22 protein-coding genes are annotated in these 25,473 nt (G+C 71.4%); 17 read left to right on the top strand and 5 right to left on the bottom strand.

Features of this window, described 5'->3' with window-relative positions; all coding sequences use genetic code 11:
• Positions 1 to 69 precede the first annotated feature (69 nt).
• On the bottom strand, positions 70 to 894 hold the full coding sequence (locus GFH48_RS30205) for an NAD-dependent epimerase/dehydratase family protein (RefSeq protein ID WP_153291265.1): 825 nt from the start codon (positions 892 to 894) through the stop codon (positions 70 to 72).
• A 255-nt stretch (positions 895 to 1,149) separates the two neighbouring features.
• On the opposite strand from GFH48_RS30205, the gene GFH48_RS30210 reads away from it, so the two are divergent.
• Together GFH48_RS30210 and GFH48_RS30215 are read left to right on the top strand one after the other, a co-directional pair.
• Positions 1,150 to 2,103, top strand: a complete 954-nt coding sequence (locus tag GFH48_RS30210) for a 5-dehydro-4-deoxyglucarate dehydratase (RefSeq protein WP_153291266.1) — start codon at positions 1,150 to 1,152, stop codon at positions 2,101 to 2,103.
• Positions 2,100 to 3,272 carry a hypothetical protein gene (locus GFH48_RS30215; protein WP_153291267.1) on the top strand — a complete coding sequence of 391 codons (1,173 nt, stop codon included), beginning with the start codon at positions 2,100 to 2,102 and terminating at the stop codon, positions 3,270 to 3,272. Before GFH48_RS30210 ends, GFH48_RS30215 begins: the two co-directional genes overlap by 4 nt.
• Positions 3,273 to 3,381: 109 nt before the next feature.
• On the opposite strand, the gene GFH48_RS30220 is transcribed toward GFH48_RS30215, so the two are convergent.
• Positions 3,382 to 4,557 (bottom strand): MFS transporter, encoded by a 1,176-nt coding sequence (locus tag GFH48_RS30220; protein WP_153291268.1) that lies wholly within the window; start codon positions 4,555 to 4,557, stop codon positions 3,382 to 3,384.
• Between the two features lie 298 nt (positions 4,558 to 4,855).
• Here GFH48_RS30220 and GFH48_RS30225 point away from each other — a divergent pair, with 298 nt between their 5' ends.
• The 14 genes from GFH48_RS30225 to GFH48_RS30290 all read left to right on the top strand — a co-directional run bounded on the left by GFH48_RS30225 (position 4,856) and on the right by GFH48_RS30290 (position 20,963).
• Complete coding sequence (locus GFH48_RS30225) at positions 4,856 to 5,443, top strand: TIGR03086 family metal-binding protein (RefSeq protein ID WP_153291269.1); 588 nt, start codon at positions 4,856 to 4,858, stop codon at positions 5,441 to 5,443.
• A 199-nt stretch (positions 5,444 to 5,642) separates the two neighbouring features.
• The gene (locus GFH48_RS30230) at positions 5,643 to 6,299 is read left to right on the top strand and encodes a GntR family transcriptional regulator (RefSeq protein WP_153291270.1); all 657 of its coding nucleotides are present in this window, start codon (positions 5,643 to 5,645) and stop codon (positions 6,297 to 6,299) included.
• The gene (locus GFH48_RS30235) at positions 6,296 to 7,204 is read left to right on the top strand and encodes a dihydrodipicolinate synthase family protein (RefSeq protein ID WP_153291271.1); all 909 of its coding nucleotides are present in this window, start codon (positions 6,296 to 6,298) and stop codon (positions 7,202 to 7,204) included. The genes GFH48_RS30230 and GFH48_RS30235 overlap by 4 nt, the downstream gene beginning before the upstream one ends.
• The gene (gene araD, locus GFH48_RS30240; RefSeq protein WP_153291272.1) at positions 7,192 to 8,940 is read left to right on the top strand and encodes an L-arabinonate dehydratase; all 1,749 of its coding nucleotides are present in this window, start codon (positions 7,192 to 7,194) and stop codon (positions 8,938 to 8,940) included. Before GFH48_RS30235 ends, araD begins: the two co-directional genes overlap by 13 nt.
• A 156-nt stretch (positions 8,941 to 9,096) precedes the next feature.
• On the top strand, positions 9,097 to 10,032 hold the full coding sequence (locus tag GFH48_RS30245; protein WP_153291273.1) for a carbohydrate ABC transporter permease: 936 nt from the start codon (positions 9,097 to 9,099) through the stop codon (positions 10,030 to 10,032).
• Positions 10,029 to 10,931, top strand: coding sequence for a carbohydrate ABC transporter permease (locus tag GFH48_RS30250; protein WP_153291274.1), 903 nt, complete (start codon positions 10,029 to 10,031; stop codon positions 10,929 to 10,931). Before GFH48_RS30245 ends, GFH48_RS30250 begins: the two co-directional genes overlap by 4 nt.
• Positions 10,928 to 12,133 carry a Gfo/Idh/MocA family protein gene (locus GFH48_RS30255; RefSeq protein WP_153291275.1) on the top strand — a complete coding sequence of 402 codons (1,206 nt, stop codon included), beginning with the start codon at positions 10,928 to 10,930 and terminating at the stop codon, positions 12,131 to 12,133. The genes GFH48_RS30250 and GFH48_RS30255 overlap by 4 nt, the downstream gene beginning before the upstream one ends.
• On the top strand, positions 12,130 to 12,984 hold the full coding sequence (locus GFH48_RS30260; protein ID WP_153291276.1) for a DUF6807 domain-containing protein: 855 nt from the start codon (positions 12,130 to 12,132) through the stop codon (positions 12,982 to 12,984). The genes GFH48_RS30255 and GFH48_RS30260 overlap by 4 nt, the downstream gene beginning before the upstream one ends.
• On the top strand, positions 12,984 to 14,552 hold the full coding sequence (locus GFH48_RS30265) for a glycoside hydrolase family 43 protein (RefSeq protein WP_153291277.1): 1,569 nt from the start codon (positions 12,984 to 12,986) through the stop codon (positions 14,550 to 14,552). The genes GFH48_RS30260 and GFH48_RS30265 overlap by 1 nt, the downstream gene beginning before the upstream one ends.
• A gap of 169 nt (positions 14,553 to 14,721) precedes the next feature.
• Complete coding sequence (locus tag GFH48_RS30270; protein ID WP_153291278.1) at positions 14,722 to 16,059, top strand: ABC transporter substrate-binding protein; 1,338 nt, start codon at positions 14,722 to 14,724, stop codon at positions 16,057 to 16,059.
• 169 nt (positions 16,060 to 16,228) lie between these two features.
• Complete coding sequence (locus tag GFH48_RS30275) at positions 16,229 to 17,545, top strand: pectate lyase family protein (protein WP_153291279.1); 1,317 nt, start codon at positions 16,229 to 16,231, stop codon at positions 17,543 to 17,545.
• 2 nt (positions 17,546 to 17,547) lie between these two features.
• The gene (locus GFH48_RS30280; protein ID WP_407698674.1) at positions 17,548 to 17,820 is read left to right on the top strand and encodes a hypothetical protein; all 273 of its coding nucleotides are present in this window, start codon (positions 17,548 to 17,550) and stop codon (positions 17,818 to 17,820) included.
• A 309-nt stretch (positions 17,821 to 18,129) separates the two neighbouring features.
• Positions 18,130 to 18,924, top strand: coding sequence for an HAD family acid phosphatase (locus GFH48_RS30285; RefSeq protein ID WP_153291280.1), 795 nt, complete (start codon positions 18,130 to 18,132; stop codon positions 18,922 to 18,924).
• 587 nt (positions 18,925 to 19,511) lie between these two features.
• Entirely contained in the window at positions 19,512 to 20,963 is a 1,452-nt protein-coding gene (locus GFH48_RS30290; protein WP_153291281.1) for an NCS2 family permease, read from the top strand.
• A 59-nt stretch (positions 20,964 to 21,022) separates the two neighbouring features.
• On the opposite strand, the gene GFH48_RS30295 is transcribed toward GFH48_RS30290, so the two are convergent.
• The 3 genes from GFH48_RS30295 to GFH48_RS30305 form a co-directional block, all read right to left on the bottom strand.
• Positions 21,023 to 22,474, bottom strand: coding sequence for a peptidoglycan D,D-transpeptidase FtsI family protein (locus tag GFH48_RS30295; RefSeq protein WP_153291282.1), 1,452 nt, complete (start codon positions 22,472 to 22,474; stop codon positions 21,023 to 21,025).
• A gap of 65 nt (positions 22,475 to 22,539) precedes the next feature.
• On the bottom strand, positions 22,540 to 23,028 hold the full coding sequence (locus GFH48_RS30300) for a GNAT family N-acetyltransferase (RefSeq protein ID WP_153291283.1): 489 nt from the start codon (positions 23,026 to 23,028) through the stop codon (positions 22,540 to 22,542).
• Positions 23,029 to 23,031: 3 nt separating this feature from the next.
• Entirely contained in the window at positions 23,032 to 23,805 is a 774-nt protein-coding gene (locus GFH48_RS30305; RefSeq protein WP_153291284.1) for an IclR family transcriptional regulator, read from the bottom strand.
• A 131-nt stretch (positions 23,806 to 23,936) separates the two neighbouring features.
• On the opposite strand from GFH48_RS30305, the gene GFH48_RS30310 reads away from it, so the two are divergent.
• Complete coding sequence (locus tag GFH48_RS30310) at positions 23,937 to 25,466, top strand: aldehyde dehydrogenase (NADP(+)) (RefSeq protein WP_153291285.1); 1,530 nt, start codon at positions 23,937 to 23,939, stop codon at positions 25,464 to 25,466.
• Positions 25,467 to 25,473: the final 7 nt, after the last annotated feature.

Consider the following 25,473-nt stretch of genomic DNA (forward strand, 5'->3'; position numbering starts at 1 on the left):
CGTGCCCGAACACGGCGGCGGGCGGGCCCGTTCGGTGCCCGCCCGCTCCGTCGTGCCCGTGTCGCGCCGTCAGTACGGCCAGATCGGCGGGTGGGTGGTGAAGTGGCCGCCCAGGTGGGCGTGGTCCGGATTGTCCGGGTCGAGCTCGCCCTGCTCGGCGATGAGCTTCCCGGCGTACGGCTCGGAGTCGTCCTGCGGCTCGTAGCCCAGTGCCCGTGCCGTCGACAGGTCCCACCACAGACGGGTGTTGGCGGACGAGCCGTAGACGACCGTGTGGCCCACGTTCTCGGCGGTGAGCGCCGCGTGGAAGAGGCGGGCGCCGTCCCCGGGACTCATCCATACGGAGAGCATGCGCACGCTGGTGGGCTCCGCGAAGCAGGAGCCGATGCGGACCGAGACCGTCTCCAGGCCGTGCTTGTCCCAGTAGAACTGGGCCAGGTCCTCGCCGAAGGACTTCGACAGGCCGTAGAAGGTGTCCGGCCGGCGGGGGGTGTCGACGGGGATCAGGGAGTCCTCGCCGAACGGGGCCCGCCCGTGCGGGCGCGGGGTGAAGCCGACCGCGTGGTTGGAGGAGGCGAAGACGACCCGCCGTACGCCTTCCTCGCGTGCCGCCTCGTACAGGTGGTGGGTCCCCTCGATGTTCGCCTTGAGGATCTTGTCGAAGGAGGCTTCCAGGGAGATGCCGGCGAGGTGGATGATCGCGTCGACCCCGCGTACCGCCTCGCGCAGTGCGGCCCGGTCGGCCAGGTCCGCGGTGATCGCGTCCGGCTCGCCCTCGACCGGGAGCAGATCGAGCAGGCGCAGCCGGTGGCCGTGCTCGGGCAGCAGCCTCCGCATCAGGGTGCCGAGTCCGCCGGCGGCGCCGGTGAGCAGAACGGTGCGGGCAGCGGGCATGCGGGTGTCTCTCCTCAGGGCTGCACGGGCGGCCGTATGCTTGTACGGAATTCACATCCATGGACACGCTAAGGATCGTCGGCCTGCCGAGTCAAGTGTCGCGCGGAGGCGGTCAATCCGCTGCCGTGTTGCGGGTTTGCGTGCTTGACCGGCCCCGAGGTAGCGCTTTAGCGTGGTCGCGTTCAGAAATATGGACGTGGATCAGAAACATGCACCGGCTGTTGTGTGCGTGAGCACCTGCCTCAGGGAGAGTCCGTGACGTCAGCCCCCCTTGCCGCTCGGCTCAGCATCCCCAGCGGGCCGCTGTTCTTCCCCGTCACGGCGTACGGCCCGGGCGGCGCCCTCGATCTGGACGTCTACCGCGAGCACGTACGGCGCGGTGTCGAGGCCGGGGCGGCCGCGGTCTTCGCCTGCTGCGGCACCGGCGAGTTCCACGCGCTCGCGCCCGAGGAGTTCCAGGAGTGCGTGCGGGTGGCCGTGGAGGAGGCGGCGGGACGGGTGCCGGTCGTCGCGGGCGCGGGGTACGGGACCGCGCTCGCCGTACGGTTCGCGCGGCTCGCCGAGGAGGCCGGGGCCGACGGACTGCTCGCGATGCCGCCGTACCTCGTGGTCGCGGGACAGGAGGGGCTGCTGCGCCACTACCGGGAGCTGGCGGCCGCCACCTCGCTGGATGTCGTGGTGTACCAGCGCGACAACGCCGTGTTCACGCCCGCGACCGTGGTCGAACTGGCCCGGAGCGAGGGGATCATCGGCTTCAAGGACGGCCTGGGCGACCTGGACCTGATGCAGCGGATCGTCAGCGCGGTGCGCAGCGAGGTCCCCGGGGACTTCCTGTACTTCAACGGGCTGCCCACCGCCGAACTGACGGGGCTCGCGTACCGGGGCATCGGCATCACCCTGTACTCGTCCGCGGTCTTCTGCTTCGCGCCCGAGATCGCGCTGGCCTTCCACGCCGCGTTGAACGCCGGGTCCGACGACATGGTGAACCGGCTGCTGGACGGGTTCTACCGGCCGTTCGTCGATCTGCGGTCCCAGGGGCGGGGTTACGCCGTGTCGCTGGTCAAGGCGGGGGTGCGGCTGCGCGGACTGGACGTGGGGGAGGTGCGGCCACCGCTGCACGAGCCGACCGAGGACCATGTGAAGCAGCTCGCCGAGCTGGTCGAGCGCGGGTACGCGCTGCTGGAGCCGGCCGAGGGGGAGTCCCTGTGAAGGCGTCGGCCTTCGTCTACCCGTGGGACGTCGTCGGGGACCCGGAGGCGGCCGGGCGGATCGCCGGACTCGGGGTGCGGCAGGCGACGCTCGCCTCCGCCTACCACTCCACCCGCGCGCTGACCCCCCGTCACCCCCGTCACCGCGTCGTGACGGCGTCGCACGCGGCCGTCCTGTACCCGGTGGACGGCACCCGCTGGGACGGGCGCGCGCTGCGGCCGTACGAGGCCGGGGACTGGGCGCCAGGGGACGCGTACGGGACCGCCGCCGCCGCGCTCGCCGAGGCCGGTCTCGACGTCCACACCTGGGTGGTCCTCGCGCACAACTCCCGTCTGGGGGCCGAGCATCCGGACACGTCCGTCGTCAACGCGTACGGCGACCGGTACGGGTGGGCGCCGTGCGTCGCGCAGGCCGGCACACGGGAGTACCTCGTCGATCTCGCGGTGGAGGCGGCGGTGCGGCCCGGGGCGCGGGGCACCGAGCTGGAGTCGCTCGGCTGGTACGGGCTGGCGCACCTGCACGCGCACGACAAGACCGGCGGAGTGGGGCTCGGGGACGCCGGGCAGTATCTGATGTCCCTCTGCTTCTGCCCGGCGTGCCGGGACGGGTACGCCGGGCACGGGCTCGACGCCGGCGAGGCGGCGGCCACCGTCCGGGAGGCACTGGAGCCCGTCTGGCGGGGGGCCGTGCCGTCGGACGGGGGCTGGCCGGCGATCGAGAAGCTGCTCGGGAGCGAGGTGGCGGGCGCCACCCGGGCGTGGCGCGACGGAGTGGCCCGCTCGCTCCAGGAGACCACGGTCACGGCGGTACGGGCGGCCGCGCCCGACGGGTTCCAGGTGCTGCTGCACGCCGACCCCGAGTCGTTCCACTGCGGGGCGAACGCCGGGGTCGATCCCGCGCACATCCTCTCGGTGGCGGACGGGGTGGTGGTGCCCTGCACGGGCGGCACGGAGCCGCTGGCACCGTTCGCGCGACAGGGGCGTGACGGGGCCGTACTGGCCGCCAACTTCACGGTCGTGTCCGGTATGGGGGGCAGCCCGGACACCCTCGCGGACGACGCGGCGCGGGCGGCTTCGCTGGGAGCGGGGGAACTGCGGCTGTATCACGCGGGGTTGGCTTCGGAGGGGGATCTGGAGGCGGTGCGGGGGGCACTGAGGAGCGTGAGCTGAGGGGGCTCCCCGTGTACGGCGGGGGGCGTCCGGCGGTTGTTCGGGTGCGGCGCGGGCCGGTGTCCGGCGGTTGTTCGGGTGCGGCGCGGGGCGGCGTCGGCACGGCGGTTCAGCGCCTGGTCAGGAGAGGACGGAGAGCCAGGAGAAGGGCGAGGGCCAGTACGGGGAGCAGGAGGCGGTGGTCGACGAGGTCGACAACCCCCGCACCGACCGCCAGCCCGAGCGCGTTCGGCGCGAACATCAGGGTGTTCGCGGTGGCGGCGGTACGCCCGAGCAGCGGCCCCGGAGTCCTCCGCTGCACAGCGGTGTACGCGGCGATCAGCACACACGGAAGCCCGGCCCCGATCGCGGCACTGCACACCAGGGCGACCGCGTCGGACGTCACCGCACGCGCGCCGACGCCCACCGCCGTCAGGGCGATCCCGTACGCGGCGAAGCGACGCTCCCCCCACCGCCGCAGCAGCGGGCCCGAGACCAGGCCGATCAGTACCGACCCGAGGCCCTGGACGGCGTAGAGGAGCCCGGCGTACGCGGGGGAGTGCCTCAGCCCCTCGACGACGGCGTAGATCACGGCGCCGTTGAGACCCGCGAAGAACATCGTCGTACCGCCGGCGAGGACCAGCGGCCGGAGTTCCGGGTGCCCCAGGACGTACCGCGCGCCGACCACCGTCCGGGCCCGCCAGGTCGCGGGGTCCGGGGCGGGCGGCGACTCCCGGACCCGCAGCAGCGCGCACACCCCGGCCGCCAGCGCGAACGTCACCGCGTCCAGGAGAGCCACCCGCGCGCCGCCGTACGCCGTGTACAGGGCCGCCCCGGCCGGCGGCGCCAGCAGCTTCATGCCCTCGTTGGCCGTCATCCGCAGCCCGTTGAAGTCCCCGAGGAGGTTCCGGTCGACCACCGCGGCCACCAGCGCGGACTCCGCGGCGTCGTGGACGGCACCCGCCGCGCCGTAGACCAGGAGCACCGCGAACAGGATCCACAGCCGGTCCGGGGCGTCCACGGCGAGGAGAGCCGGCAGGAGCACCGCCAGAGCCAGGTTCGTGCCGATCAGCAGGGGCCGGCGGCGGGTGCGGTCCGCGAGCGTGCCGAGGAGGGGGCCGACGAGTGTGGGTGCCCAGAGCGCGAACACGCACAGGGCCGCCAGACCGTTCGAGCCCGTCAGGTCCTTGACCCAGATGCCCGACACCAGCCACATCGCCGACGAGCCGAAACCGGAGACCACCACCGCGGCCAGGTAGAGGCCCGCGTCGCGGTCGCGCAGCACACGCGTCACTGTCCATGTCATGGCAGGTGATCGTGGTCCTAAGGAGGGCCGGCGGGGATCGGGCAGGTGCCCTATACGGGAGGGCTCCCGCAACACCTGCCGCGTGGCGCGGGGCGCGGCTCACCGGCCGGTGCCGGGCTGGGAGCCCTTTGTGTGACCGTCCTTCCTCGCACCGCCCCTTCGGCCGCGGCCCGCACCCCCGCCGCCCGCACCCCGCCCCTTCCGCCCGCCCCGGGGCGCCGCACCGATGAGTTCCTGACGCGGCCCCGGTCTACCCCACGAGTGGACCCTGTGAGGATTCGGAACTGAGGAGCAGCGGATGACCGACCCGACTCTCGACCTCGGGCCGCAGGCCCTGATCGTGGCGCGGCTCGTCGCGGGGGTGACGGAGCGGCAGCTCCACGACGTCACGCCCTGTCCTGCGTACGAGGTGCGCCACATGCTCGGGCACGTGGGCGGACTGGCCGTCGCCTTCTGCGACGCCGGGCGCAAGAACCTGGGCGCCAGGACCGACACGAGCCCGGACGCGGCGGTGCCGGACATCGCCCCCGGCTGGCGTGAGACCGTGCCCGAGGCCCTCGACGAACTCGCGGAGGTCTGGCGCGACCCGGCCGCCTGGACGGGGGAGACCCGAGCGGGCGGCGTGACCCTGCCGGGCGCCGTCGCGGGCGCGGTGGCCGCCGACGAACTGGTCGTGCACGGCTGGGACCTGGCCCGCGCCACCGGCCAGGAGTACGAGCCCGACGCGGCCGCGCTGCACGCGTCGTACGGCTTCCTCGCCGCGGCCGCCCAGGATCCCGGCCGGGACAAAGGCCCGTTCGGCCCCGTGGTGCAAGTGCCGGACGACGCGCCGCTGCTCGACCGTGTGATCGCCCTCAGCGGGCGCGACCCCGGCTGGAAGTCCTAGTACTTCCTGGGACCCAGGGCCCCGTCCGAAGCCTCGTGGAGGGCTTCGGACGGGGCCCTTCCGCGATTCGTCTCCCTTTTCTTTCGCCGGAGGCGTTGACGAAACACGAGCGCGCTCCTACGTTCATCGCGTCGTACTTCATACGTCATATATGAGACGCGATACGTGAGATCCGATCCGTGAGATCCGAGAGGCGCGCATGACCTCTGTGCCCACACCGATACCGTCCCGCACGCAGTTCGTGCAGGAGGGGATCAAACACCGCATCCTCACCGGGCAGTTGACGCCTGGTCAGGCCCTGGTCGAGAGCGAGCTCGCCGCGCAGTTCGGGGTGTCGAAGACGCCCGTGCGCGAGGCGCTCAAGACCCTGGCCGGCACCGGACTCGTCGTGATGAACCAGTACAAGGGCGTCACGGTGCGCATGGTGGACGCGGACATGGCGCGTGAGGTGTACGACGTCCGGCTGCTGCTGGAGCCGGAGGCGCTGCGCCGGTCCGTCCTTCGCGGAGCCTCGCTCGCCGCCGCGCGGGACGCGCTCACCCGTGCCGACGACGCCTCCGACACGGCCGAACGCTCCCTGGCCAACCGGGAGTTCCACCGCGCCCTGTACGTGTCCTGCGGCAACCCGCTGCTGGGCCGCATGCTCGACGAGGTCCGCGACCAGGCCGCCCTGGTCTCCACGGTCGCCTGGGCCGCCGACCCGTCCTGGGAGCGCGAGGCGGGCGAGCACCGGGAGATCCTGCGCCTGGCCCTCGACGGCGACGCCGACGGCGCGGCCCGCGCGCTGCACGCCCACATCACGTCGTTCGTGCGGCGGGCCTTCCCTCCGGCCCAGGGAGAGGACGGACCGGAATGACGGCGACGTACGAGACCCTGCGGGCGGCGCTCGCCGAGGTCGTGGCGATCCCCGTGACCCCCTTCGCGCAGGACGGGACGATCGACCGCGACACCCACCGCGCCCTGCTGCGCCGGCTGCTCGACGGCGGGGTCCGCACCCTCACGCCCAACGGCAACACCGGTGAGTTCTACGCCCTGACCCCCGAAGAGCGGCAACTCGTCACGGAGTTGACCGTCGAGGAGGCCGACGACCGGGCCGCCGTTCTGGTCGGCGTCGGGCACGACGTACCGACCGCCGTCGCCTCCGCCCGACACGCCCGCACGCTGGGGGCGGGGATGGTGATGGTCCATCAGCCCGTCCATCCGTACGTCTCGGAGGGCGGCTGGCTCGACTACCACCGGGCCGTCGCCGAGTCCGTGCCGGAGCTGGGCGTCGTGCCCTACGTCCGCAACCCCGGGCTCCCGGGGGCCCGGCTCGCCGAACTCGCCGACGCCTGCCCGAACGTGATCGGCGTCAAGTACGCCGTCCCGGACGCCGCCTGCTTCGCCGCCTTCGCCCGGGACGCGGGACTCGAACGGTTCGTGTGGGTGGCGGGGCTCGCCGAACCCTACGCGCCCTCGTACTTCTCGGCGGGTGCCACCGGCTTCACCTCCGGGCTGGTGAACGTCGCCCCGTCGCTCTCACTCACCATGATCGAGGCGCTCCGCGCCGGCGACTACCCGGCCGCCATGAAGGTCTGGGAGCAGATCCGCCGCTTCGAGGAACTGCGCGCCGCCGACGCCTCCGCGAACAACGTGACCGTGGTCAAGGAGGCGCTCGCCTCACTCGGTCTGTGCCGTCGCGAGGTGCGCCCGCCGAGCAGGGAGCTGTCCGAGTCCGAGCGGTCGGAAGTCGCCGCCATCGCCGCGGGATGGCCCCTGTGAGCGCGGGACGGGAGACGAGGCGCCCGGAGGACCTCAGGAGCCACCAGTGGTACGGCACCGACGGGCTGCGCTCCTTCAGCCACCGGGCCAGGACCCGCCAGCTCGGCTATCTGCCCGAGGAGCACCTCGGCAAGCCGGTCATCGCGATCCTGAACACCTGGTCCGACATCAACCCGTGCCACGTCCACCTCCGGGACCGGGCGCAGGCCGTGAAGCGGGGCGTCTGGCAGGCCGGGGGCTTCCCGCTGGAATTCCCGGTCTCCACCCTCAGCGAGACCTTCCAGAAGCCGACCCCGATGCTCTACCGCAACCTCCTGGCCATGGAGACGGAGGAGCTGCTGCGCTCCTACCCCGTGGACGGCGCGGTGCTGATGGGCGGCTGCGACAAGTCCACGCCCGCCCTGCTGATGGGCGCGGCCTCCGTCGACCTGCCGACCGTCTTCGTGCCCGCCGGGCCGATGCTGCCCGGTCACTGGCGCGACGAGGTCCTCGGCTCCGGAACCGACATGTGGAAGTACTGGGACGACAGGCGCGCCGGACTCATCGGCGACTGCGAGATGACCGAACTGGAGAGCGGGCTCGCGCGGTCCCCGGGTCACTGCATGACCATGGGGACGGCGTCCACGCTCACCGCCGCCGCCGAGGCGCTCGGAGTGACGATCCCGGGTGCCTCCAGCATCCCGGCCGTCGACTCCGGCCATGACCGGATGGCGGCCGCCGCGGGCCTGCGGATCGTCGAACTCGTGCACCAGGACCGCAAGTTGTCCGACATCCTCACCGAGGAGGCCTTCGCGGACGCCGTGACGACCGTCCTCGGACTCGGCGGCTCCACCAACGCCGTCATCCACCTGATCGCCATGGCCGGCCGGGCGGGCGTCACCCTCACGCTCGACGACTTCGACCGGACCGCGCGGACCGTGCCGGTGCTCGCCGACGTACGGCCCGGCGGCCGGACCCACCTGATGGAGGACTTCCACTTCGCCGGCGGTCTGCCCGGATTCCTGTCCCGGATCACGGACCTGCTGCACCTGGACCGGCCGACGGTGTCGTACGACACCCTGCGCGAGCAGCTGGCCACCGCCCGGGTGCACAACGACGACGTCATCCGCACCCGGGAGAACCCCGTCGCCGCCGAGGGCGGTGTCGCCGTCCTGCGCGGCAACCTCTGCCCCGACGGCGCCGTCATCAAGCACATCGCCGCCGAACCGCGGCTGCTCAGGCACACCGGGCCGGCGGTCGTCTTCGACGACTACCGGACGATGCAGCGGACCATCGACGACCCGTCCCTCGGCATCACGGCGGACAGCGTGCTGGTGCTGCGCGGCTCCGGGCCCAAGGGCGGCCCGGGGATGCCCGAGTACGGCATGCTGCCCATCCCCGACCACCTGCTGAAGCAGGGCGTACGGGACATGGTCCGGATCTCCGATGCCCGGATGAGCGGCACGAGTTACGGCACCTGTGTGCTGCACGTGGCGCCCGAGTCGCACATCGGCGGGCCGCTCGCCCTGGTGCGGACCGGCGACTCGATCACCCTGGACGTCGAGGCGCGATCGCTGCGGCTCGACGTGGACGACGAGGAGCTGGAGCGGCGCAGAGCGCTGTGGACGGCGCCGCCCGAACGGTACGAGCGCGGCTACGGGGCGCTCTACAACGAGCAGATCACCCAGGCCGACACCGGCTGCGACTTCGCGTTCCTGGCCCGGCCGGGCAAAGTACCGGATCCCTACGCCGGGTGAGGGCGGTCCGCGAGGACCGCGCCCCAGGCCGCCCCCGACGACACTTCCGGGCCGCGTTCACCCCTGCACATGTAGCAAGCGCTTCCTGTGCCACCGGCACCGGCACCGTCACCGACAGCAATCGTTCCACGGCACCCGTAAGAACGGAGAACAGTCATGGCCCAAGCCGCAGCCGTGGCGAAACAGCCCGCGCCGCCCCGGTGGCGCCGCGGCTCGGCGACGCCCCGCAGGCTCCCGTACCTGCTGATCGCCCCCGCGGGGCTGCTGATGCTGGGCTTCATCGCCTACCCGGTCATCAGCGTCTTCTACTACAGCCTGCAGAACTACAACCCCACCAAGCCGTGGCGCAACGGGTTCGCCGGCTTCGACAACTTCGCGCACGCCTTCACCGCCGACCCCCAGTTCTGGGACACGCTGACCTTCAGCGCCAAGTGGGTGGTCGTCGAGGTCGGTCTGCAACTGCTGCTCGGCCTCGCGTTGGCCCTGATCGTCAACCAGACCTTCGTGGGCCGCGCGGCCGGCCGGGCGCTGGTCTTCTCGCCGTGGGCCGTCTCCGGAGTGCTGACCTCCGCGATCTGGGTACTGCTCTACAACTCCCAGACCGGCATCACCCCTTACCTCGCGGACGCCGGCATCGGCCAGTACGGCACCAGCTGGCTGTCGGACACCTCCACCGTCTTCCCGGCGGCCGTCGTCGCCGACCTGTGGCGCGGAGTGCCCTTCTTCGCGATCCTCATCCTCGCCGACCTCCAGTCCGTCTCCAAGGACCTGTACGAGGCCGCCGAGGTGGACGGCGCGAGCCGCCTCCGGCAGTTCCTGCACATCACCCTTCCGCACCTGAAGGACGCCATCGTCCTGTCCACCCTGCTGCGCGCGGTCTGGGAGTTCAACAACGTCGACCTGCTCTACACCCTGACCGGTGGCGGACCCGCGGGCGAGACGACCACCCTTCCGCTCTACATCGCCAACACCAGCGTCGACGCGCACAACTTCGGCTACGCGTCCGCCCTCACCACGGTCGCGTTCGTGATTCTGCTCTTCTGCTCGATCGTCCATCTGCGGCTGAGCAAGTTCGGAGGCGGGGACAAGTGATCACCGAGGACGTCACCGTCAGCGCCCCCGCGGCACCCGCCCCGGCGGCCGAACGACCCCGGCGGCGTCCGGGCGCGAAGCGCCGCGCCTGGGACGAGGTGCCGCGGTGGCACATCTACCTCCCGCTCGGCGTCTATCTCCTCTTCACCCTGATCCCCTTCTACTGGATCCTGCTCTTCGCGCTCCGCCCGGCAGGCTCCACCTCGCTGGTGCCGTGGCCCATGACCTTCGAGCACTTCGACAAGGTGTGGACCGAGCGCAGTTTCGGGACCTACTTCCAGAACAGCGTGCTCATCGCCGTCGCCACGCTCGTCATGACGACCGTGGTCGCCCTGGCCGGCGGATACGCCCTGGCCCGCTTCGACTTCAGGAGCAAACGGGGCTTCATGCTGGCGCTGCTGTGCTCGCAGTTCGTGCCGGGCGCGCTGCTGCTGGTACCGCTCTTCCAGATCTTCGCCAGACTCCGGATGATCAACTCGCTGGGCAGCGTCGTCATCGCCGAGACGGTGTTCCAGCTGCCGCTGTCGATGATCCTCATCAGCGGGTTCATCAGGAACGTCCCGTACTCCCTGGAAGAGGCCGCCTGGGTCGACGGCTGCGGCCGCTTCACCTCCTTCCGGATCGTCGTACTCCCGCTGCTGCGCCCGGGGTTGATCGCCGTAGGCTCCTTCGCCTTCGTGCACGCCTGGAACCACTTCCTGTTCGCCCTGATGTTCCTCAGCGACCAGGGCAAGCAGACGATCCCGGTCGGCCTCAACACCCTGATGAGCGCCGACAGCGTCGACCTCGGCGCGCTCGCCGCGGGCGGCATCATCGCCGCGATCCCCGTCGTCGTCGTCTTCGCCTTCATCCAGAAGTGGCTGATCACTGGCTTCAGCGCGGGGGCGGTGAAGGGATGAGCGGGCCGAACGCGCCGGGCGGGGGACTCCCGCTGCCGGTCGTCCTCGCGGGGGCGCGCGGCCACGGCCGGCGGCATCTGCGGAACATCCGCCGGCTCCAGGACAAGGGGCTCGTGCGGCTGGCGGGCATCTGCGAGCTGAGCCCCCTCACGACGGCCGAACTCCGCGAGCACTTCGGGGACTTCGACGGACCCGGAAACCCCGTGGAGCGGCCTCCCGAGCAGTCCGCCGACCTCGGGGCACTGCTCGACTCCACCGGCGCCGCGATCGCGGTGATCTGCACGCCCATCCCGACCCACACCGACCTTGCGCTCGTCGCCGCGGGCAAGGGCGCGCACCTGCTGCTGGAGAAGCCCCCCGCGCCCTCGTACGCCGAGTTCCGGCGGATGGCCGACGGGGTCGCGGCGGCCGGCGTCGCCTGCCAGATCGGCTTCCAGTCACTCGGCTCGCACGCCCTGCCGGCGATCCGGGACATGATCGCGTCGGGCGTACTCGGCACGGTCACCGGGATCGGCGCGGCGGGCGCCTTGGCGCGCGACGAGGCCTACTACCGCAGGGCGGCATGGGCGGGCAAGCGCCGCCTCGACGGCGTGGACGTGATCGACGGGGCCCTCACCAACCCCCTCGCGCACGCCGTCGTCACCGCCCTCGCGCTGCACGGCGCCACCCGCGCCGAGGACGTCGGCACGATCGAGACCGAGCTGCTGCGCGCCAACGACATCGAGTCCGACGACACCTCCTGCGTACGCGTCACCACCCCCCGGGGGCGGGTCGCCGTCGCCGTCACGCTCTGCGCCGAGCGGCCCGGCGAGCCGTACGTCCTGGTGCACGGCAGCGGGGGCCGGATCACCTTCTGGTACAAGCTCGACCGCGTGCTCGTCCAGCGGTCCGGGCACGGCCCGCAGGAGATCGAGTACGGCCGCACGGACCTGCTGGAGAACCTGGTCGCGCATCTGACCGACGGCACCGAGCTGCTGGTCGCACCGGAGTCGACGGGCGCCTTCATGCGGGTCGTCGAGGCGATCCGGCTGGCGCCCGATCCCGTCGCGCTGCCCGCGGACGCCTGGGAGGCGGTCCCCGCGGAGAACCGCCGGATCGTGCGCGGCATCGACGGGCTCGTCGCGGCGGCGGCCGACTCCCTCGCCCTCTACTCCGAACTGGGCGCCTCCTGGGCGTCCCCGAACGAGGTGAGCACCGGATGAACACCACACCCCACGACGAGTCGCCGGTCCTGCGTGTCGCCGGCCGCCCGGTAGGCCGCTACCACACCCGCCCGGAGCTGTCCCCCCGGCTCTCCCCGCGCCCGTACCTCCACCCGGTCACCACCCTTTCCGGCACGGCGGTCACCGAGTTCAGCCCCGCCGACCACCTCCATCACCTCGGCGTCGGTGTCGCCGTTCCCGACGTCGAGGGGCGCAACTTCTGGGGCGGGCGCACCTATGTGCGCGGCCAGGGGCCCACCGAACCGGCCGACCACGGCGCGCAGCGGCACTCCGGCTTCCGGTCGATCGGCCCGGACGGTTTCGTGGCGGAGCTGCGCTGGGTGGCCGCGGTCGGTGAGCTGCTGCGTGAGCGCCGGACCGTCGCCGCGACCCGGCTCACCGACTCCGCCTGGGCGCTGGACCTCACCTTCTCGCTCACGAACACGACCCCGAAACCCCTCTCCCTCGGCAGCCCGGCCACCAACGGGCGGCCGGGCGCCGCCTACGGCGGCTTCTTCTGGCGGGCCCGCAAGGAGCCCGCGGCACCGCGAGTCTTCACCGCCGACACCGAGGGCGAGGAGGCGGTGCACGGCACTCGCGCCGACTGGCTGGCGCTCGCGGGCGCCGGCTGGACCCTGGTCTTCGCGGGGGCCACCGAACGGACCCGCCAGGACCCGTGGTTCGTGCGCGCCGCCCAGTACCCGGGCGTCGGCTCCAGCCTCGCGCACACCGAGCGGCTGCCCATCGGGCCGGGGGACACCGTCGTACGCAGGGTCGTGACCGTCGTCGCGGACGGCACCCTCGGCCGGAGCGAGGCCGCCGCGCTCGTCCGCGGGGCGGTGCACCCCTGATGGCCCTTCCCTCCTCCGACCTCGGCGACGGCACCTATCGCAACCCCGTCCTCGACGCCGACTGGTCCGACCCCGATCTGCTGTGTGTCGGGGACGACTTCTACCTCACGGCCTCCAGCTTCGGCCGGGTGCCGGGTCTGCCGCTGCTGCACTCCCGCGACCTGGTCAACTGGACACTCGTCGGGCACGCCCTGCAACGCCTCGAACCCGTGCGGGAGTTCAGCCGGCCCCAGCACGACCGCGGGGTGTGGGCACCGTCCCTGCGTCATCACGACGACCGCTTCTGGATCTTCTGGGGCGACCCCGACCACGGTGTCTTCCAGGTCAACGCCCCGGAGATCCGGGGCCCTTGGACCCGCCCGCACCTGGTCGAGGAGGGCAAGGGACTGATCGACGCCTGCCCGCTGTGGGACGAGGAGACCGGCGAGGCCTACCTCGTGCACGCCTGGGCCGGATCCCGTTCGGGTGTGAAGAACCGGCTCACCGGGCACCGGATGCGGCCCGACGGCACCGGAGTGCTCGACGAGGGCGAGGTGATCGTCGACGGGGACCGGATTCCCGGCTGGTTCACCCTCGAAGGGCCCAAGGTCCACCGGCACGACGGCTGGTTCTGGATCTTCGCGCCCGCCGGGGGAGTGGAGACCGGCTGGCAGGGCGCCTTCCGCTCGCGCGGCTTCTTCGGCCCGTACGAGGAGCGGGTGGTGCTGGAGCAGGGGGAGACGGAGGTCAACGGCCCGCACCAGGGCGGCTGGGTGCGTACGGCGGCCGGTGAGGACTGGTTCGCGCACTTCCAGCACCGCGGTCCGTACGGGAGGGTCGTGCACCTCCAGCCGATGCGCTGGGGCGGGCCGGACGGCTGGCCGGTGCTCGGTGACGAGGGCGCCCCCGTCGCGGTGCACCGGAAGCCCGATCTGCCGCGGCAGCCGCGCTCGGCACCGGCCACCGACGACGACTTCCCCGGCGGCCGGTTCGGGCGGCAGTGGCAGTGGACCGCCAACCGTCAGGACGGCTGGGCCACCCAGCACTCCTCCGACGGGCTGCGTCTGACCTGCCTACGGACGGCGCACGCGGACGATCTGCGCAGGCTGCCGCACGTCCTGACCCAGCGGCTGCCGGGGATCGCCGCCACCGCCGAGGTGGAACTGCGGCTCGACAGCGAGGAGCCCGGCGCGCGGGCGGGATTCGCCGTGCTCGGGGACGCGTTCAGCTGGATCGGGCTCCAGCGCCACCCCGACGGATCGGTACTGCTCGTACACCGGTTCGCCGAGTCCGCCGTGACGGGAGCACCCGCCTCGTCTTCGGGACGGTGGGGGAGGGAGCGCGACGCCGCCGTCTCCCGGGAGGCGCCCGAGGGGCGGGCCCGGCTGTGGATCGAGATCGGCGCGGGGGCGCGCTGCCGCTTCTCGTACGACGTCGGCGGCGGCCGGGTGTCCTCCGGCCAGGTCTTCGCCGCCACCCCGTGGCGCTGGGTGGGCGCGCTGCTCGGGCTGTTCGCGCTGGCCCCCGCCGGCGCGGGACACGCCGGCGCGGCCTCGTTCACGCAGTTCCGTATCACCGCGACCCCCTGAGGGTCGTCCATCACCAGTGAGCCGGTTGGGAGCCGCAGTGCCGCACCTGTTGAGCAAGCGCTTTCCGAAGCCGCGTGCCGGACGTCCGGAGCCGGTGCCCCCGGCACCGGACGACCGTGACCGATCAGACCCCAAAACCCTGTTGGAACCAGAGGAAGAGAGCCGGCCAATGAAGATCAGCATCCACGGGACCAGGCGTTGCGCACTGGCCGTCGCCCTGGGTTCCGTGCTCGCTCTCACCGCCACCGCCTGCGGTGACAACGGCGGCGGGGCGGCGGGGGACAAGGGCGACGAGGGCTCGGGCAAGGGCCGGATCACCTTCTGGGACAACAACGGCGGTGTCCGCACCGACATCTGGAAGCAGATCATCGCGGACTTCGAGAAGAAGTACCCGGACATCAAGGTCGACTACGTGGGCGTCCCCGCGGCGAGCGCCCAGTCGAAGTACGACACCGCCATCCAGGGCGGCGGTCTGCCCGACGTCGGTGGAGTGGGCACCGCGATGCTCGCCGAGGTCGCGGTCCAGGGAGCGCTGGACCCGCTGGACAGCCGCCTGGAGAAGAGCCCGCTGAACGGGAGGCTGAGCCAGAACCTGCTCGACGTCAGCCGGGCCGCGGGCGGCGCGGGCAAGCTGTACCAGGTGCCGACCTCCGCGAACAACGGCACGCTCTGGTACCGCACCGACCTCTTCAAGGCGGCCGGCCTGGACGCGCCGACCACCTGGGCGAAGTTCTACGAGGCCGCCGACAAGCTGACCGACAAGGGCGGGAACCGGTTCGGGTTCACCATCCGGGGCGGGGAGGGGGCCATCGCGCCGGCCCTGGACGCGGTGTACGGGCAGACCGGCCTCACCTCGTTCTGGAACGGCGACAGGACCACCGTCAACGACCCGAAGAACGTGGCGGCCCTGGAGAAGTACATCGCCCTGTACAAGAAGGACACCCCGTCCGCCGACGTCAACAACGACTTCGCCAAGATGGTCGCCCAGTGGGACAGCGGCAGCATCGGCATGCTGAGTCACAACCTCGGCTCCTACCAGGATCATCTGAAGGCGCTGGGCGCGGAGAAGTTCAGGGGCATCCCGAACCCGACGCGGGACGACGGCACGCGGGTGCAGGTGTCCAACCCGGTCGACGGGCTGAGCCTCTTCAAGTCCAGCAAGAACAAGTCGGCGGCCTGGAAGTTCATCGAGTTCGCCGTCTCGGCCGCGGAGAACTCGAAGTTCAACGAGTCCGCGGGCCAGGTCCCGGCGAACACCGAAGCCGCCAAGGACGCCTGGATCCAGCGGGCCGAGCCGACCAAGCTCGCCGCGGAGGCGCTCAACGGCGCCGACACCAAGATCGTGCAGCTGCCTTACTACCTGCCCGACTGGAACACCATCTCCAAGGCCGACAACGAGCCCAACTTCCAGAGGCTGCTGCTCGGGAAGATGAGCGCGAAGGACTTCCTGGACACCCTGGCCGACCAGCTCGACAAGGCGCAGGCGGACTGGAAGCGGAACCACTGAGAACCCGGCCGGCCGCGGTGGCGGGGAGAGCGCGGGGCGACCGCGGGCCGGTGGGGGCCGGCCGCGCGGTTCCCCGCGCCCGCGATGTCCGCGCCTCCCGTTCGGCAGGGGCCACGCGCCCCACCCCGCTCACCCCGAACCCTCGACCCGATGGAAAGAGAGCCGCACCATGAACACCAAGAAATGTCATGCGCGCGTCATGATGTCGCTGGTCGGATGCACCGCCCTGGTCCTGGCCGCCACCGGCACCACCGCCCAGGCCCAGGCCCGGCCCCGCGACCCCGGCCGCCAGACCCTCCCGGCCGGCGACGGCTGGGGCTCCGCCGGCACCGGCACCACCGGCGGCGCGGCCGCCGACGCCGCCCACGTCTACACCGTCACCACCTGGGCCGGGTTCAAGGCGGCGCTGAGGAACGGCTCCACCGCTCCGAAGATCATCAGAGTGAAGGGCACCATCGACGCCGGCGCCGGGGGCTGCGACGCCTTCGCAGCCCCGGGCTACGACTTCGACGCCTATCTGCGCAAGTACGCGCCGGAGAACTGGGGATACGGCACCAACCTGGACGCCGAGCCGGACGACAGCCCCGAAGGACTGCGCCGCGCCTCCGCCGCCCGCCAGGACACCGCCGTCAAGGCGGACGTCCCGGCGAACACCACGCTCGTCGGCGTCGGCAGGAACGCGGGCTTCAAGGGCGCGAGCCTCCAGATCAAGGCCGTGGACAACGTCATCGTCCGCAACCTGGCCTTCGAGAGCCCGCTCGACTGCTTCCCGCAGTGGGACCCGACCGACACCTCCGCCGGCAACTGGAACTCCGAGTACGACAGCGCGGTGGTCTACGGGTCCACCCACGTCTGGCTCGACCACAACACCTTCACCGACGGGGACCACCCCGACAGCTCGCTGCCCACGTACTTCGGCCGGATCTACGAACAGCACGACGGCGAACTGGACATCGTCAGGGGCGCGGACTACGTGACCGCCTCCTGGAACGTGTTCACCGACCACGACAAGACGATCCTGATCGGCAACAGCGACAGCGCCGCCACCGCCGCGGACGACCGGGGTCACCTCAAGGTGACCTTCCACCACAACCTGTTCTCGAACCTGCTCGAGCGCGCGCCGCGCGTCCGCTTCGGCCAGGTGGACTCGTACAACAACCACTTCGTCGCGGGCGACGGCTTCTCCTACAGCTACGGCATCGGCATGGAGTCCCAACTCGTCGCCGAGCACAACGCGTTCACCCTGCCGAGCGGTATCAGCGCGGCGACCGTCCTGAAGAAGTGGAAGGAGGCGCCGCTCACCGCCGCGGACAACTACGTCAACGGGGTGGCGACGGACCTGATCGCCGTGCACAACGCGGAGATCCCGGCCGAGACACTGCGGTCCGGGGCCGGCTGGACACCGACCCTGCGGACCCACGTCGATCGGCCACGGGCGGTGCCGGCGATCGTGGACCACCGCGCGGGCGCCGGCAAGGTCTGCTGATCATGACCGAAGTCCCGCTCGGCCGAGGGGCGTTCGTCGCCGCGGGCATCGGAGCCGAACTGGCTCCGGCGCTCGCGGCACCCGCCCGCGCGGCGACCCGGTCACCGTTCGGATGCCACGGTTCGCCCTCCGCCCGCCTCACCGCGCGCACGCTGTACGTGGACCCCGGCGGCCGCGGCGGCCACACCACCGTCCAGGCCGCCGTGGACGCGGCGGGCGGGAGCGGGTACACGCTGGTCGATGACGAGAACGACCGGCGAAGGGCCGCCCGGTGACCGACTCGATCCCCCCGAAGGTGGCCGCGACCAGGGTGCCCGCCGCTGTCCCGGCGACAGAGGCGGACACCGTGACGCCCATGGTGGCGCCGAACTCGATGACAGCGTCCGCCGCCGCGACCTCAAGGGAACCGGTTCAAGGGACGGTCAAGGACGTGTCATTCGCCGGCAATGAGTCGGCGCAAGTGTCCCCTGTGGATGGGATATCGATCGTATAAAGGCCCTCGCGTGTCGTGAGTGATGCGCGTAGACAGTCTCCGACCTGGTGCTCGACAGATGGGCACCCGACTCACCAGATCCGGAGAACCCATGCGGAAGTCCCTCAGAGTCGCGGCCGTCGGTGCCGCCTGTGCCGTCGCCGGCGCCGCGCTCTACGGCACCGGTGTCGCCACCGCCGGACAGTCCACGGCGAACTCGACCCACGAGCCGTACAACATCGGCGTGTTGGTCAAGGACATCGACACCTACTACGGCACCACGCTCGACAGCAACGGCGTGTACCAGGCCTCCGCCACCAGCCGGTACGCCGAGGACCTGGCCCGCCTGGAGACCGACGCCAGGCGCCACATCGACAAGGCGGCCCACCAGGCGCGGCACCGGGGCGAGAAGCCCGCGGTCGTCTTCGACATCGACGACACGCTGCTGCTCTCCCTCGACTACGAGAAGAAGACCAACTACACGTACAACTCCGCCACGTGGGCGTCGTACGTGGCCCAGGCCGACCGGCCGGCCGTCTTCGGCACCCCCGAGCTGGTCGCGTACGCGAAGTCCAAGGGCGTCGAGGTCTTCTACAACTCGGGCCTGAAGGAGTCGCAGCGCGCCGACGCGGTCGCGAACCTGAAGAAGGTCGGCGCCGACGTCAACCTGGACTCCGCCCACATGTTCCTCAAGGACGCCGCCAACCCGCCCGCGTACCTGAGCTCCTGTGCCACGGCCGCTGCCTGGAACTGCACCACCGTGCAGTACAAGGCCGGCACCCGTAAGCACATCGAGTCCCTCGGGTACGACATCGTCGCCAACTTCGGCGACCAGTACTCGGACCTCGACGGCGGCTACGCGGACAAGACCTACAAGCTGCCGAACCCGACGTACTTCGTCAGCTGACGCACGCTCACCCGCACTCGTGGGACAAGGCGAACGCCCCCGCCGGTCGTCACCGGCGGGGGCGCTCCTCTGACTGGCTCCGAGGGGGGCTCAGGCCAGCAGATCCATGGGGTCGAACGACGCACCGGGCCCGGCGGAGTCGAGCCCGTGGAACCGAGCCCGTGGAACCGTCGACCGGTGTGCTTCCTCCACGCACTGGGAAGGACGGGGAATCCAGGCGGATGGTTGTCCCGCGGCACGAATCAGTGCCGAGGACCACCTGTCGGTCACCCGCAACCTCCAGCCCCCGCCGGCCGCACGCCACTTGTAGCCCCCGCCGGTCACCCGCCACCTGTCGCCCCCGGGGCCGTGGAGCGCGTGCCGGGAAGGCCCGGCGCGTATACGGTCCCCGGGTTCCGTCTCGGGGAAGTGGAGCCCCCCATGAGGGTGGGACGTGCGCGTACGGCCGTGTTCGTCCGGGGGCTCGAACGGCCCATGGCGGGCCGGGCCTGATTCCGTAACACAGGGAAAACCTGAAAGCGGTCCGACGCGGGAACAATCCAGCCAGCATCCGCACACCCGCCACGCAGGTTACGAGGAGTATCGCCATGTCCGAAGCGCAGAAGGTGACAGAGCGGCCAAGTCCCGTGCCACCGGCGACGAACAGCGTCGACCGGTATTTCAAGATCTCCGAACGGGGTTCCACGTTCGGCCGGGAGATACGCGGCGGATTCGCCACGTTCTTCACGATGGCCTACATCCTTGTCCTGAATCCGATCATCCTCGGCAGCGCCAAGGACAAGTTCGGCCACCACCTCGACAGCGGCCAACTCGTCACGGCCACCGCGCTGGTGGCCGCGGTGATGACCGTCATCATGGGGGTGGGCGGCAATCTGCCGCTCGCGATCGCGGCGGGCCTCGGACTGAACGCCGTCGTCGCCTTCCAGATCGCCCCGCTGATGAGCTGGCCCGACGCCATGGGCCTGGTGGTCATCGAGGGCGTGATCATCTGCGTCCTGGTCCTCACCGGACTGCGCGAAGCGGTCATGAACGCGATCCCGCAACAGCTGAAGCACGCCATCGGCGTCGGCATCGGACTCTTCATCGCCTTCATCGGCTTCGTGGACGCCGGCTTCGTCAGCCGCATCCCGGACATCGCGAACACCACCGTGCCGGTGCAACTGGGCGCGACGGGCTCACTGACCGGATGGCCCGTCCTGGTCTTCTGTCTCGGCGTGCTGCTCACCATCGGACTGATGGCGCGCAAGGTGAAGGGCGCCATCCTGATCAGCATCGTGACGATGACCGTCGTCGCCGTGATCATCAACTCGGCGGCCGACATCAAGAGCTGGGGCCTGACCACGCCGAAGATCCCCTCCGACGTGGTCGCCGCCCCGGACTTCGGGCTCGTCGGTCACTTCAGCCTGTTCGGCGGCTTCGGCGAGACCGGCGCCCTGACGGTCATCCTGCTGATCTTCACCCTCATCCTGTCGGACTTCTTCGACGCCATGGGCACGATCGTCGGCATCAGCGCGGAGGCGGGGCTGCTCGACGACGAGGGCAAGGTGCCCGGCATCGGCCGTGTGCTGTTCATCGACGGCGCCGCGGCGGTCGCGGGCGGCGCGGCCTCCGCCTCGTCCAACACCGCGTACATCGAGTCCGCGGCCGGGGTCGGCGAGGGTTCGCGGACGGGCTTCTCGAACCTGATCACCGGCGGCATGTTCGCTCTCGCCCTGTTCCTGACCCCGCTGCTCACCATCGTCCCGCTCCAGGCGGCGGCCCCCGCCCTCGTCGCGGTCGGCTTCCTGATGATGACCCAGGTCAAGCACATCGAATGGGACGACTACGAGATCGCGATTCCCGCGTTCCTCACCATCGCGGCGATGCCGTTCTCCTACTCGATCACCAACGGCATCGGCGCGGGTTTCGTCGCCTACGTCGTGATCAAGGCGGTGCGCGGCAAGCTCCGTGAGGTCCACTGGCTGCTGTGGGCGGTGTCGGCGCTCTTCCTCGTGTACTTCGCGATCGATCCGGTGAGGCAGCTGTTCGGCGTCAAGTGACCGCACGCGAGAAGGGCCGCCCCGGGAAAGCGGGGCGGCCCCGTGACGTGCGCGGCGCCTCAGTCCTTCAGCGCCGCCCGCATCATCGCCCGGGCCACCGGGGCCGCCAGACCGTTCCCGCTGACCTCGGAACGGGCCGCGTCGGACTGCTCGACCATGACCGCGACGGCGACCTCCTTGCCGTTCGAGTCGGACTTCGCGTACGACGTGAACCAGGCGTAGGGCGTCTTGCTGTTGTTCTCGCCGTGCTGGGCCGTCCCCGTCTTGCCGCCCACCGTCGCGCCGGGGATGCGCGCGTTGGTGCCCGTGCCGTCCTCGACGACCGTGCGCATCGCGGACTGGAGCTGTTCGGCGGTCGACCGGCTGACGATCTCCTCGGTGTCCGGACTGTCGTCGTAGTTCCTGACCACAGTGCCGTCCGCGTCACTGGTCTGCGTCACCATGTGCGGCGAGACCAGCTTGCCGCCGTTGGCAATAGCCGCCGACACCATGGCCATCTGGAGCGGGGTCGCGGTGACGTCGTACTGGCCGATGCCCGTCAGCGCCGTGGACGACTTGTCCATGTCCGAGGGGTAGACGCTCGGGTACGCCCGCACCGGCACGTCCTGCGAGGTGTCGTTGAAGCCGAACCTCTCGGCCATCGCCCGCAGCTTGTCCTGGCCGAGGTCCACGGCCATCTTCGCGAAGACGTTGTTGCAGGAGTACTGCAGCGCGACACGGATCGGGGCGTTCGCACAGGGCGCGGAGGTGTTCTCGTTCTTCAGGACGGTCGTGGTGTTCGGCAGCGTGTACGGGTTCGGGCTGTCCGTCTTCTCGTCCACGTCCGCGTACAGCCCGTCCTCCAGCGCGGCCGCGGCGACGACCAGCTTGAAGGTCGACCCCGGCGGCAGCGGCTGGCGCAGCGCCCGGTTGGTCATCGGCTTGTCCGGGTCCTTCGTCAGCCTCTTCCAGGCGGCCGAGTCGCCGGCGCTCAGCAGCGACGGGTCGTACGACGGGGTGGAGACGGCGGCGAGGATCCTGCCGGTCTCGGGGTCGATGGCGACGGCCCCGCCCTTCTTGCCGCCGAGCGCCCGGTACGCCGCCTTCTGCACGTCCGGGTCGATCGTCGTGACCACGTCACCCGGATCGGCGCGCTTGTCGGTGACCGTGTCGAGCGGGTTCTTGAGCTGGTTGTCGGTGCCGTCCAGCAGGTCCCGGTAGACGCCCTCCAGCTGGGTCGCCCCGAACACCTGCGAGCTGTAGCCCGTGACAGCCGCGTACAGGCGGCCGTCGGTGTACGTGCGCTTGTACCTGAGGTCGCTGCCCTTCGTCTGCGCGGAACCGGTGATCGCGTCGCCGGCCACGATGATGTTCCCCAGCGGGTTCGCGTACTGCTCGATCGCGTTCCGCCGGTTGTTCTTGTCGTCCGCGAGTGCCCTGCCGTCGTAGAACTGCACCCAGGTCGCCCTGACCAGCAGGGAGAGCACGAGCAGCATGGTGAAGACGGCGGCACGCCTGATCGTCTTGTTCATTCCTCCCAGAAGGACGGCGGGCGGCCGGGAATCGTTCCCCGCCGCCCGCGATTCTCATGCGCCGTTCATGAAGGTCCGGGGCGGCTCGCCAGGGTGAGGACGACCTCGTCCGTGACCTCGCCGCGCGCGTGCGCGTACCCACGGGACCGCGCGGTGATCCGGAACCCGCACTTCTCCAGGACCCGCAACGACCCCGCGTTGTCGGCCGCGGCGCGCGCGTACAGCGGGCGTTCCGGCACCTCGGCCAGCAGGTCCCGCAGCGCGGCCGTCGCGATGCCCCGGCCCCAGTGGGCCCGGTCGATCCAGTACGTGACCTCGCGCTCGCCGGGCTCCCCGTACACCGCGGCGCTGCCCACGACGTCGCCGTCCGCGAGGACGGCGCGCGACAGCGCGCCGGACGAGGCCCGTACACGCTTCCAGTGGGCGTCGAAGGCCTCGCGATCGGCCGGGTCCCTGGGGGTGAACGCGGCCGTCCGGAGGGACTCCGGATCGTTCAGCTGCCGGTAGAAGACCGGCAGGTCGCTGTCGTGGACCGGGCGGAGCGCGACCTCCATGGCTCAGAGCCTCCGGGTGGCGAGCGTCAGCCGGTCGCGGGCGTCGAACAGGGCGTCCTTGACCATCTGCTCGTGCGCGGGGGTGAGCCGGGCGACCGGCACCGAGCAGCTGATCGCGTCCCGGGCCGGGGTGCGGTACGGGATCGCGACGCCGAAGCAGCGCAGCCCCAGGGTGTTCTCCTCGCGGTCCACGGCGAAGCCCTGCTCCCGCACCTGGTGCAGCTCGCCGATGAGCTTCTCCCGGTCGGTGATCGTGTGCTCGGTGAGGGCGGGCAGCGTCTCCGGGAGCATCTTGCGGACCTGCTCGTCGGTGTGGGTGGCGAGCAGCGCCTTGCCGAGCGAGGTCGAGTGCGCCGGGAGACGGCGGCCCACCCGGGTGAAGGGGCGCAGGTAGTGCTGGGACTGGCGGGTGGCGAGGTAGACGACGTTCGTGCCGTCCAGGCGCGCCAGGTGGATGGTCTCGGTGGTGTCGTCCGACAGCCGGTCCAGGGTGGGCCGGGCCGCGGCCACCACCTCGTCGCCGTCGATGTACGAGGTACCGACCAGCAGGGCGCGTACGCCGATGCCGTACCGCGTGCCCGTCGCGTCCGTCTCCACCCAGCCGAGCTCCACGAGGGTGCGCAGCAGCATGTACAGGCTGGACTTCGGATAGCCGACGGCCTCCTGGACCGCGGCCAGGGAGTGCATACCGGGCCGGCCCGCGAAGTATTCGAGCAGTTCCACGGTCCGCACCGCGGACTTGACCTGCGCTCCGCCGCCTGTCTCGCCTGCCGACATCGCCCTTGACCCCCTCGTTGGACGGGAAATAGTCTCCGCATCATATTCACCATCAGAGACAGCGTTCAGTATATCGAACGCCACTGGTCGGTGACACAAGAACCGCGGCATCACATCTGGAGGGACCCCCGGTGGCAGCAGCACCAGTCTGGAGTGTCGACCCCCGAACCGGGAAGCAGCGCGAGCAGGTTGCGGTGGAGGCCACGGCCCAGGAGGTCGACGAGACCGTCCGCGCCGCACACGCCGCCCGGGGCTCCCTCGTGGACCGCACAGCGCGCGCGGCCTTCCTGCGTACCGCCGCGGACCTGCTCGAAGGGGCCAAGGACCAGCTCGTCGAGGCCGCCGACGCGGAGACCGCGCTCGGCCCGGTCCGGCTCACCGGCGAACTCGCCCGCACCTGCTACCAGTTGCGGGCCTTCGGGGACATCGTCGACGAGGGCGCGTTCCTCGACGTCGTGATCAACCACCCCGACGACACGGCGACCCCGCCGATCCCGGACCTGCGCCGCTACAAGGTGCCGCTGGGTGTCGTCGCCGTCTACTCGGCCTCGAACTTCCCCTTCGCCTTCTCGGTCGCGGGCGGCGACACCGCGAGCGCGCTGGCGGCCGGCTGCCCGGTCGTGGTCAAGGCGCACCCCGACCACCCGGCGCTCTCCGAGCTGGTCGCGGCCGTCCTGCGCCGGGCCGCCGGCCGGCACGGCATCCCGGCGGGTGTCGTCGGCCTGGTGCACGGCTTCGAGGCGGGCGTCGAACTCGTCAGGCACCCGCTGGTCGCGGCGGCCGGCTTCACCGGGTCCGTCCGTGGCGGCCGGGCGCTCTTCGACGCGGCGGCCGCGCGCCCCGTGCCGATCCCCTTCCACGGCGAACTCGGCTCCCTGAACCCCGTGGTCGTCACCGAGGCCGCGGCGGCCGAGCGTGCCGAGGCGATCGGTGCCGGACTCGCGGGCTCGATGACGCTGGGCGTCGGCCAGTTCTGTGTGAAGCCGGGCCTGGTGCTGGCCCCGGCGAGCGCGGCCGGTGACCGGCTCCTCAAGTCGCTCACGGACGCCGTCAGCAACACCGACTCCGGTGTCCTCCTCGACCACCGCATGCGCGACAACTTCGTCGCCGGGGTCGCCGAGCGCGCCGGTCTCCCCGGCGTGGAGGCCCCGGTGACCCCCGGTGCCGGCGGCGAGCACACGGTGAGCCCCGGCTTCCTGACCGTGCCCGCGCGGAAGCTCGCGACGGCCGGCGAGCACGACCTGCTCCTGGAGGAGTGCTTCGGCCCCCTCACCGTGATCGCCCGCTACGAGGACGAGTCCGAGGCCGGCGCGCTGCTGTCCCGGCTGCCCGGCAACCTCACCGCCACCGTGCAGCTCTCCGCCGAGGAGGCGGCCGGCGAGGGGCGTGGCGCCGAGATCCTCGCCGAGCTGACGCCGCTCGCCGGGCGCGTCGTGGTCAACGGCTGGCCGACGGGCGTCGCCGTCGCCCCGGCCCAGCACCACGGTGGTCCGTACCCCGCGACGACGTCCACGTCGACGTCCGTCGGCGGTACGGCGATCGAGCGGTGGCTGCGGCCGGTGGCCTACCAGGGCGCTCCCGAGCCGCTGTTGCCGGCCGAACTGCGCGACGACAACCCGCTGGATCTGCCGCGTCGGTTCAACGGGCGGCTGGAGCGCTGAGAGCTCC

It is taken from the genome of Streptomyces fagopyri (assembly GCF_009498275.1).
Classification (GTDB): Bacteria; Actinomycetota; Actinomycetes; order Streptomycetales; family Streptomycetaceae; genus Streptomyces; species Streptomyces fagopyri.

Coding starts and splice junctions, on each gene's coding strand:
- GFH48_RS30265 (WP_153291277.1), top strand. CDS start 12,984: ATGGCCCTTCCCTCCTCCGACCTCGGCGACGGCACCTATCGCAACCCC.
- GFH48_RS30295 (WP_153291282.1), bottom strand. CDS start 22,474: ATGAACAAGACGATCAGGCGTGCCGCCGTCTTCACCATGCTGCTCGTG.
- GFH48_RS30225 (WP_153291269.1), top strand. CDS start 4,856: ATGACCGACCCGACTCTCGACCTCGGGCCGCAGGCCCTGATCGTGGCG.
- GFH48_RS30285 (WP_153291280.1), top strand. CDS start 18,130: ATGCGGAAGTCCCTCAGAGTCGCGGCCGTCGGTGCCGCCTGTGCCGTC.
- GFH48_RS30305 (WP_153291284.1), bottom strand. CDS start 23,805: ATGTCGGCAGGCGAGACAGGCGGCGGAGCGCAGGTCAAGTCCGCGGTG.
- GFH48_RS30235 (WP_153291271.1), top strand. CDS start 6,296: ATGACGGCGACGTACGAGACCCTGCGGGCGGCGCTCGCCGAGGTCGTG.
- GFH48_RS30300 (WP_153291283.1), bottom strand. CDS start 23,028: ATGGAGGTCGCGCTCCGCCCGGTCCACGACAGCGACCTGCCGGTCTTC.
- GFH48_RS30275 (WP_153291279.1), top strand. CDS start 16,229: ATGAACACCAAGAAATGTCATGCGCGCGTCATGATGTCGCTGGTCGGA.
- GFH48_RS30220 (WP_153291268.1), bottom strand. CDS start 4,557: ATGACATGGACAGTGACGCGTGTGCTGCGCGACCGCGACGCGGGCCTC.
- GFH48_RS30230 (WP_153291270.1), top strand. CDS start 5,643: ATGACCTCTGTGCCCACACCGATACCGTCCCGCACGCAGTTCGTGCAG.
- GFH48_RS30290 (WP_153291281.1), top strand. CDS start 19,512: ATGTCCGAAGCGCAGAAGGTGACAGAGCGGCCAAGTCCCGTGCCACCG.
- GFH48_RS30280 (WP_407698674.1), top strand. CDS start 17,548: ATGACCGAAGTCCCGCTCGGCCGAGGGGCGTTCGTCGCCGCGGGCATC.
- araD (WP_153291272.1), top strand. CDS start 7,192: ATGGCCCCTGTGAGCGCGGGACGGGAGACGAGGCGCCCGGAGGACCTC.
- GFH48_RS30270 (WP_153291278.1), top strand. CDS start 14,722: ATGAAGATCAGCATCCACGGGACCAGGCGTTGCGCACTGGCCGTCGCC.
- GFH48_RS30205 (WP_153291265.1), bottom strand. CDS start 894: ATGCCCGCTGCCCGCACCGTTCTGCTCACCGGCGCCGCCGGCGGACTC.
- GFH48_RS30245 (WP_153291273.1), top strand. CDS start 9,097: ATGGCCCAAGCCGCAGCCGTGGCGAAACAGCCCGCGCCGCCCCGGTGG.
- GFH48_RS30255 (WP_153291275.1), top strand. CDS start 10,928: ATGAGCGGGCCGAACGCGCCGGGCGGGGGACTCCCGCTGCCGGTCGTC.
- GFH48_RS30260 (WP_153291276.1), top strand. CDS start 12,130: ATGAACACCACACCCCACGACGAGTCGCCGGTCCTGCGTGTCGCCGGC.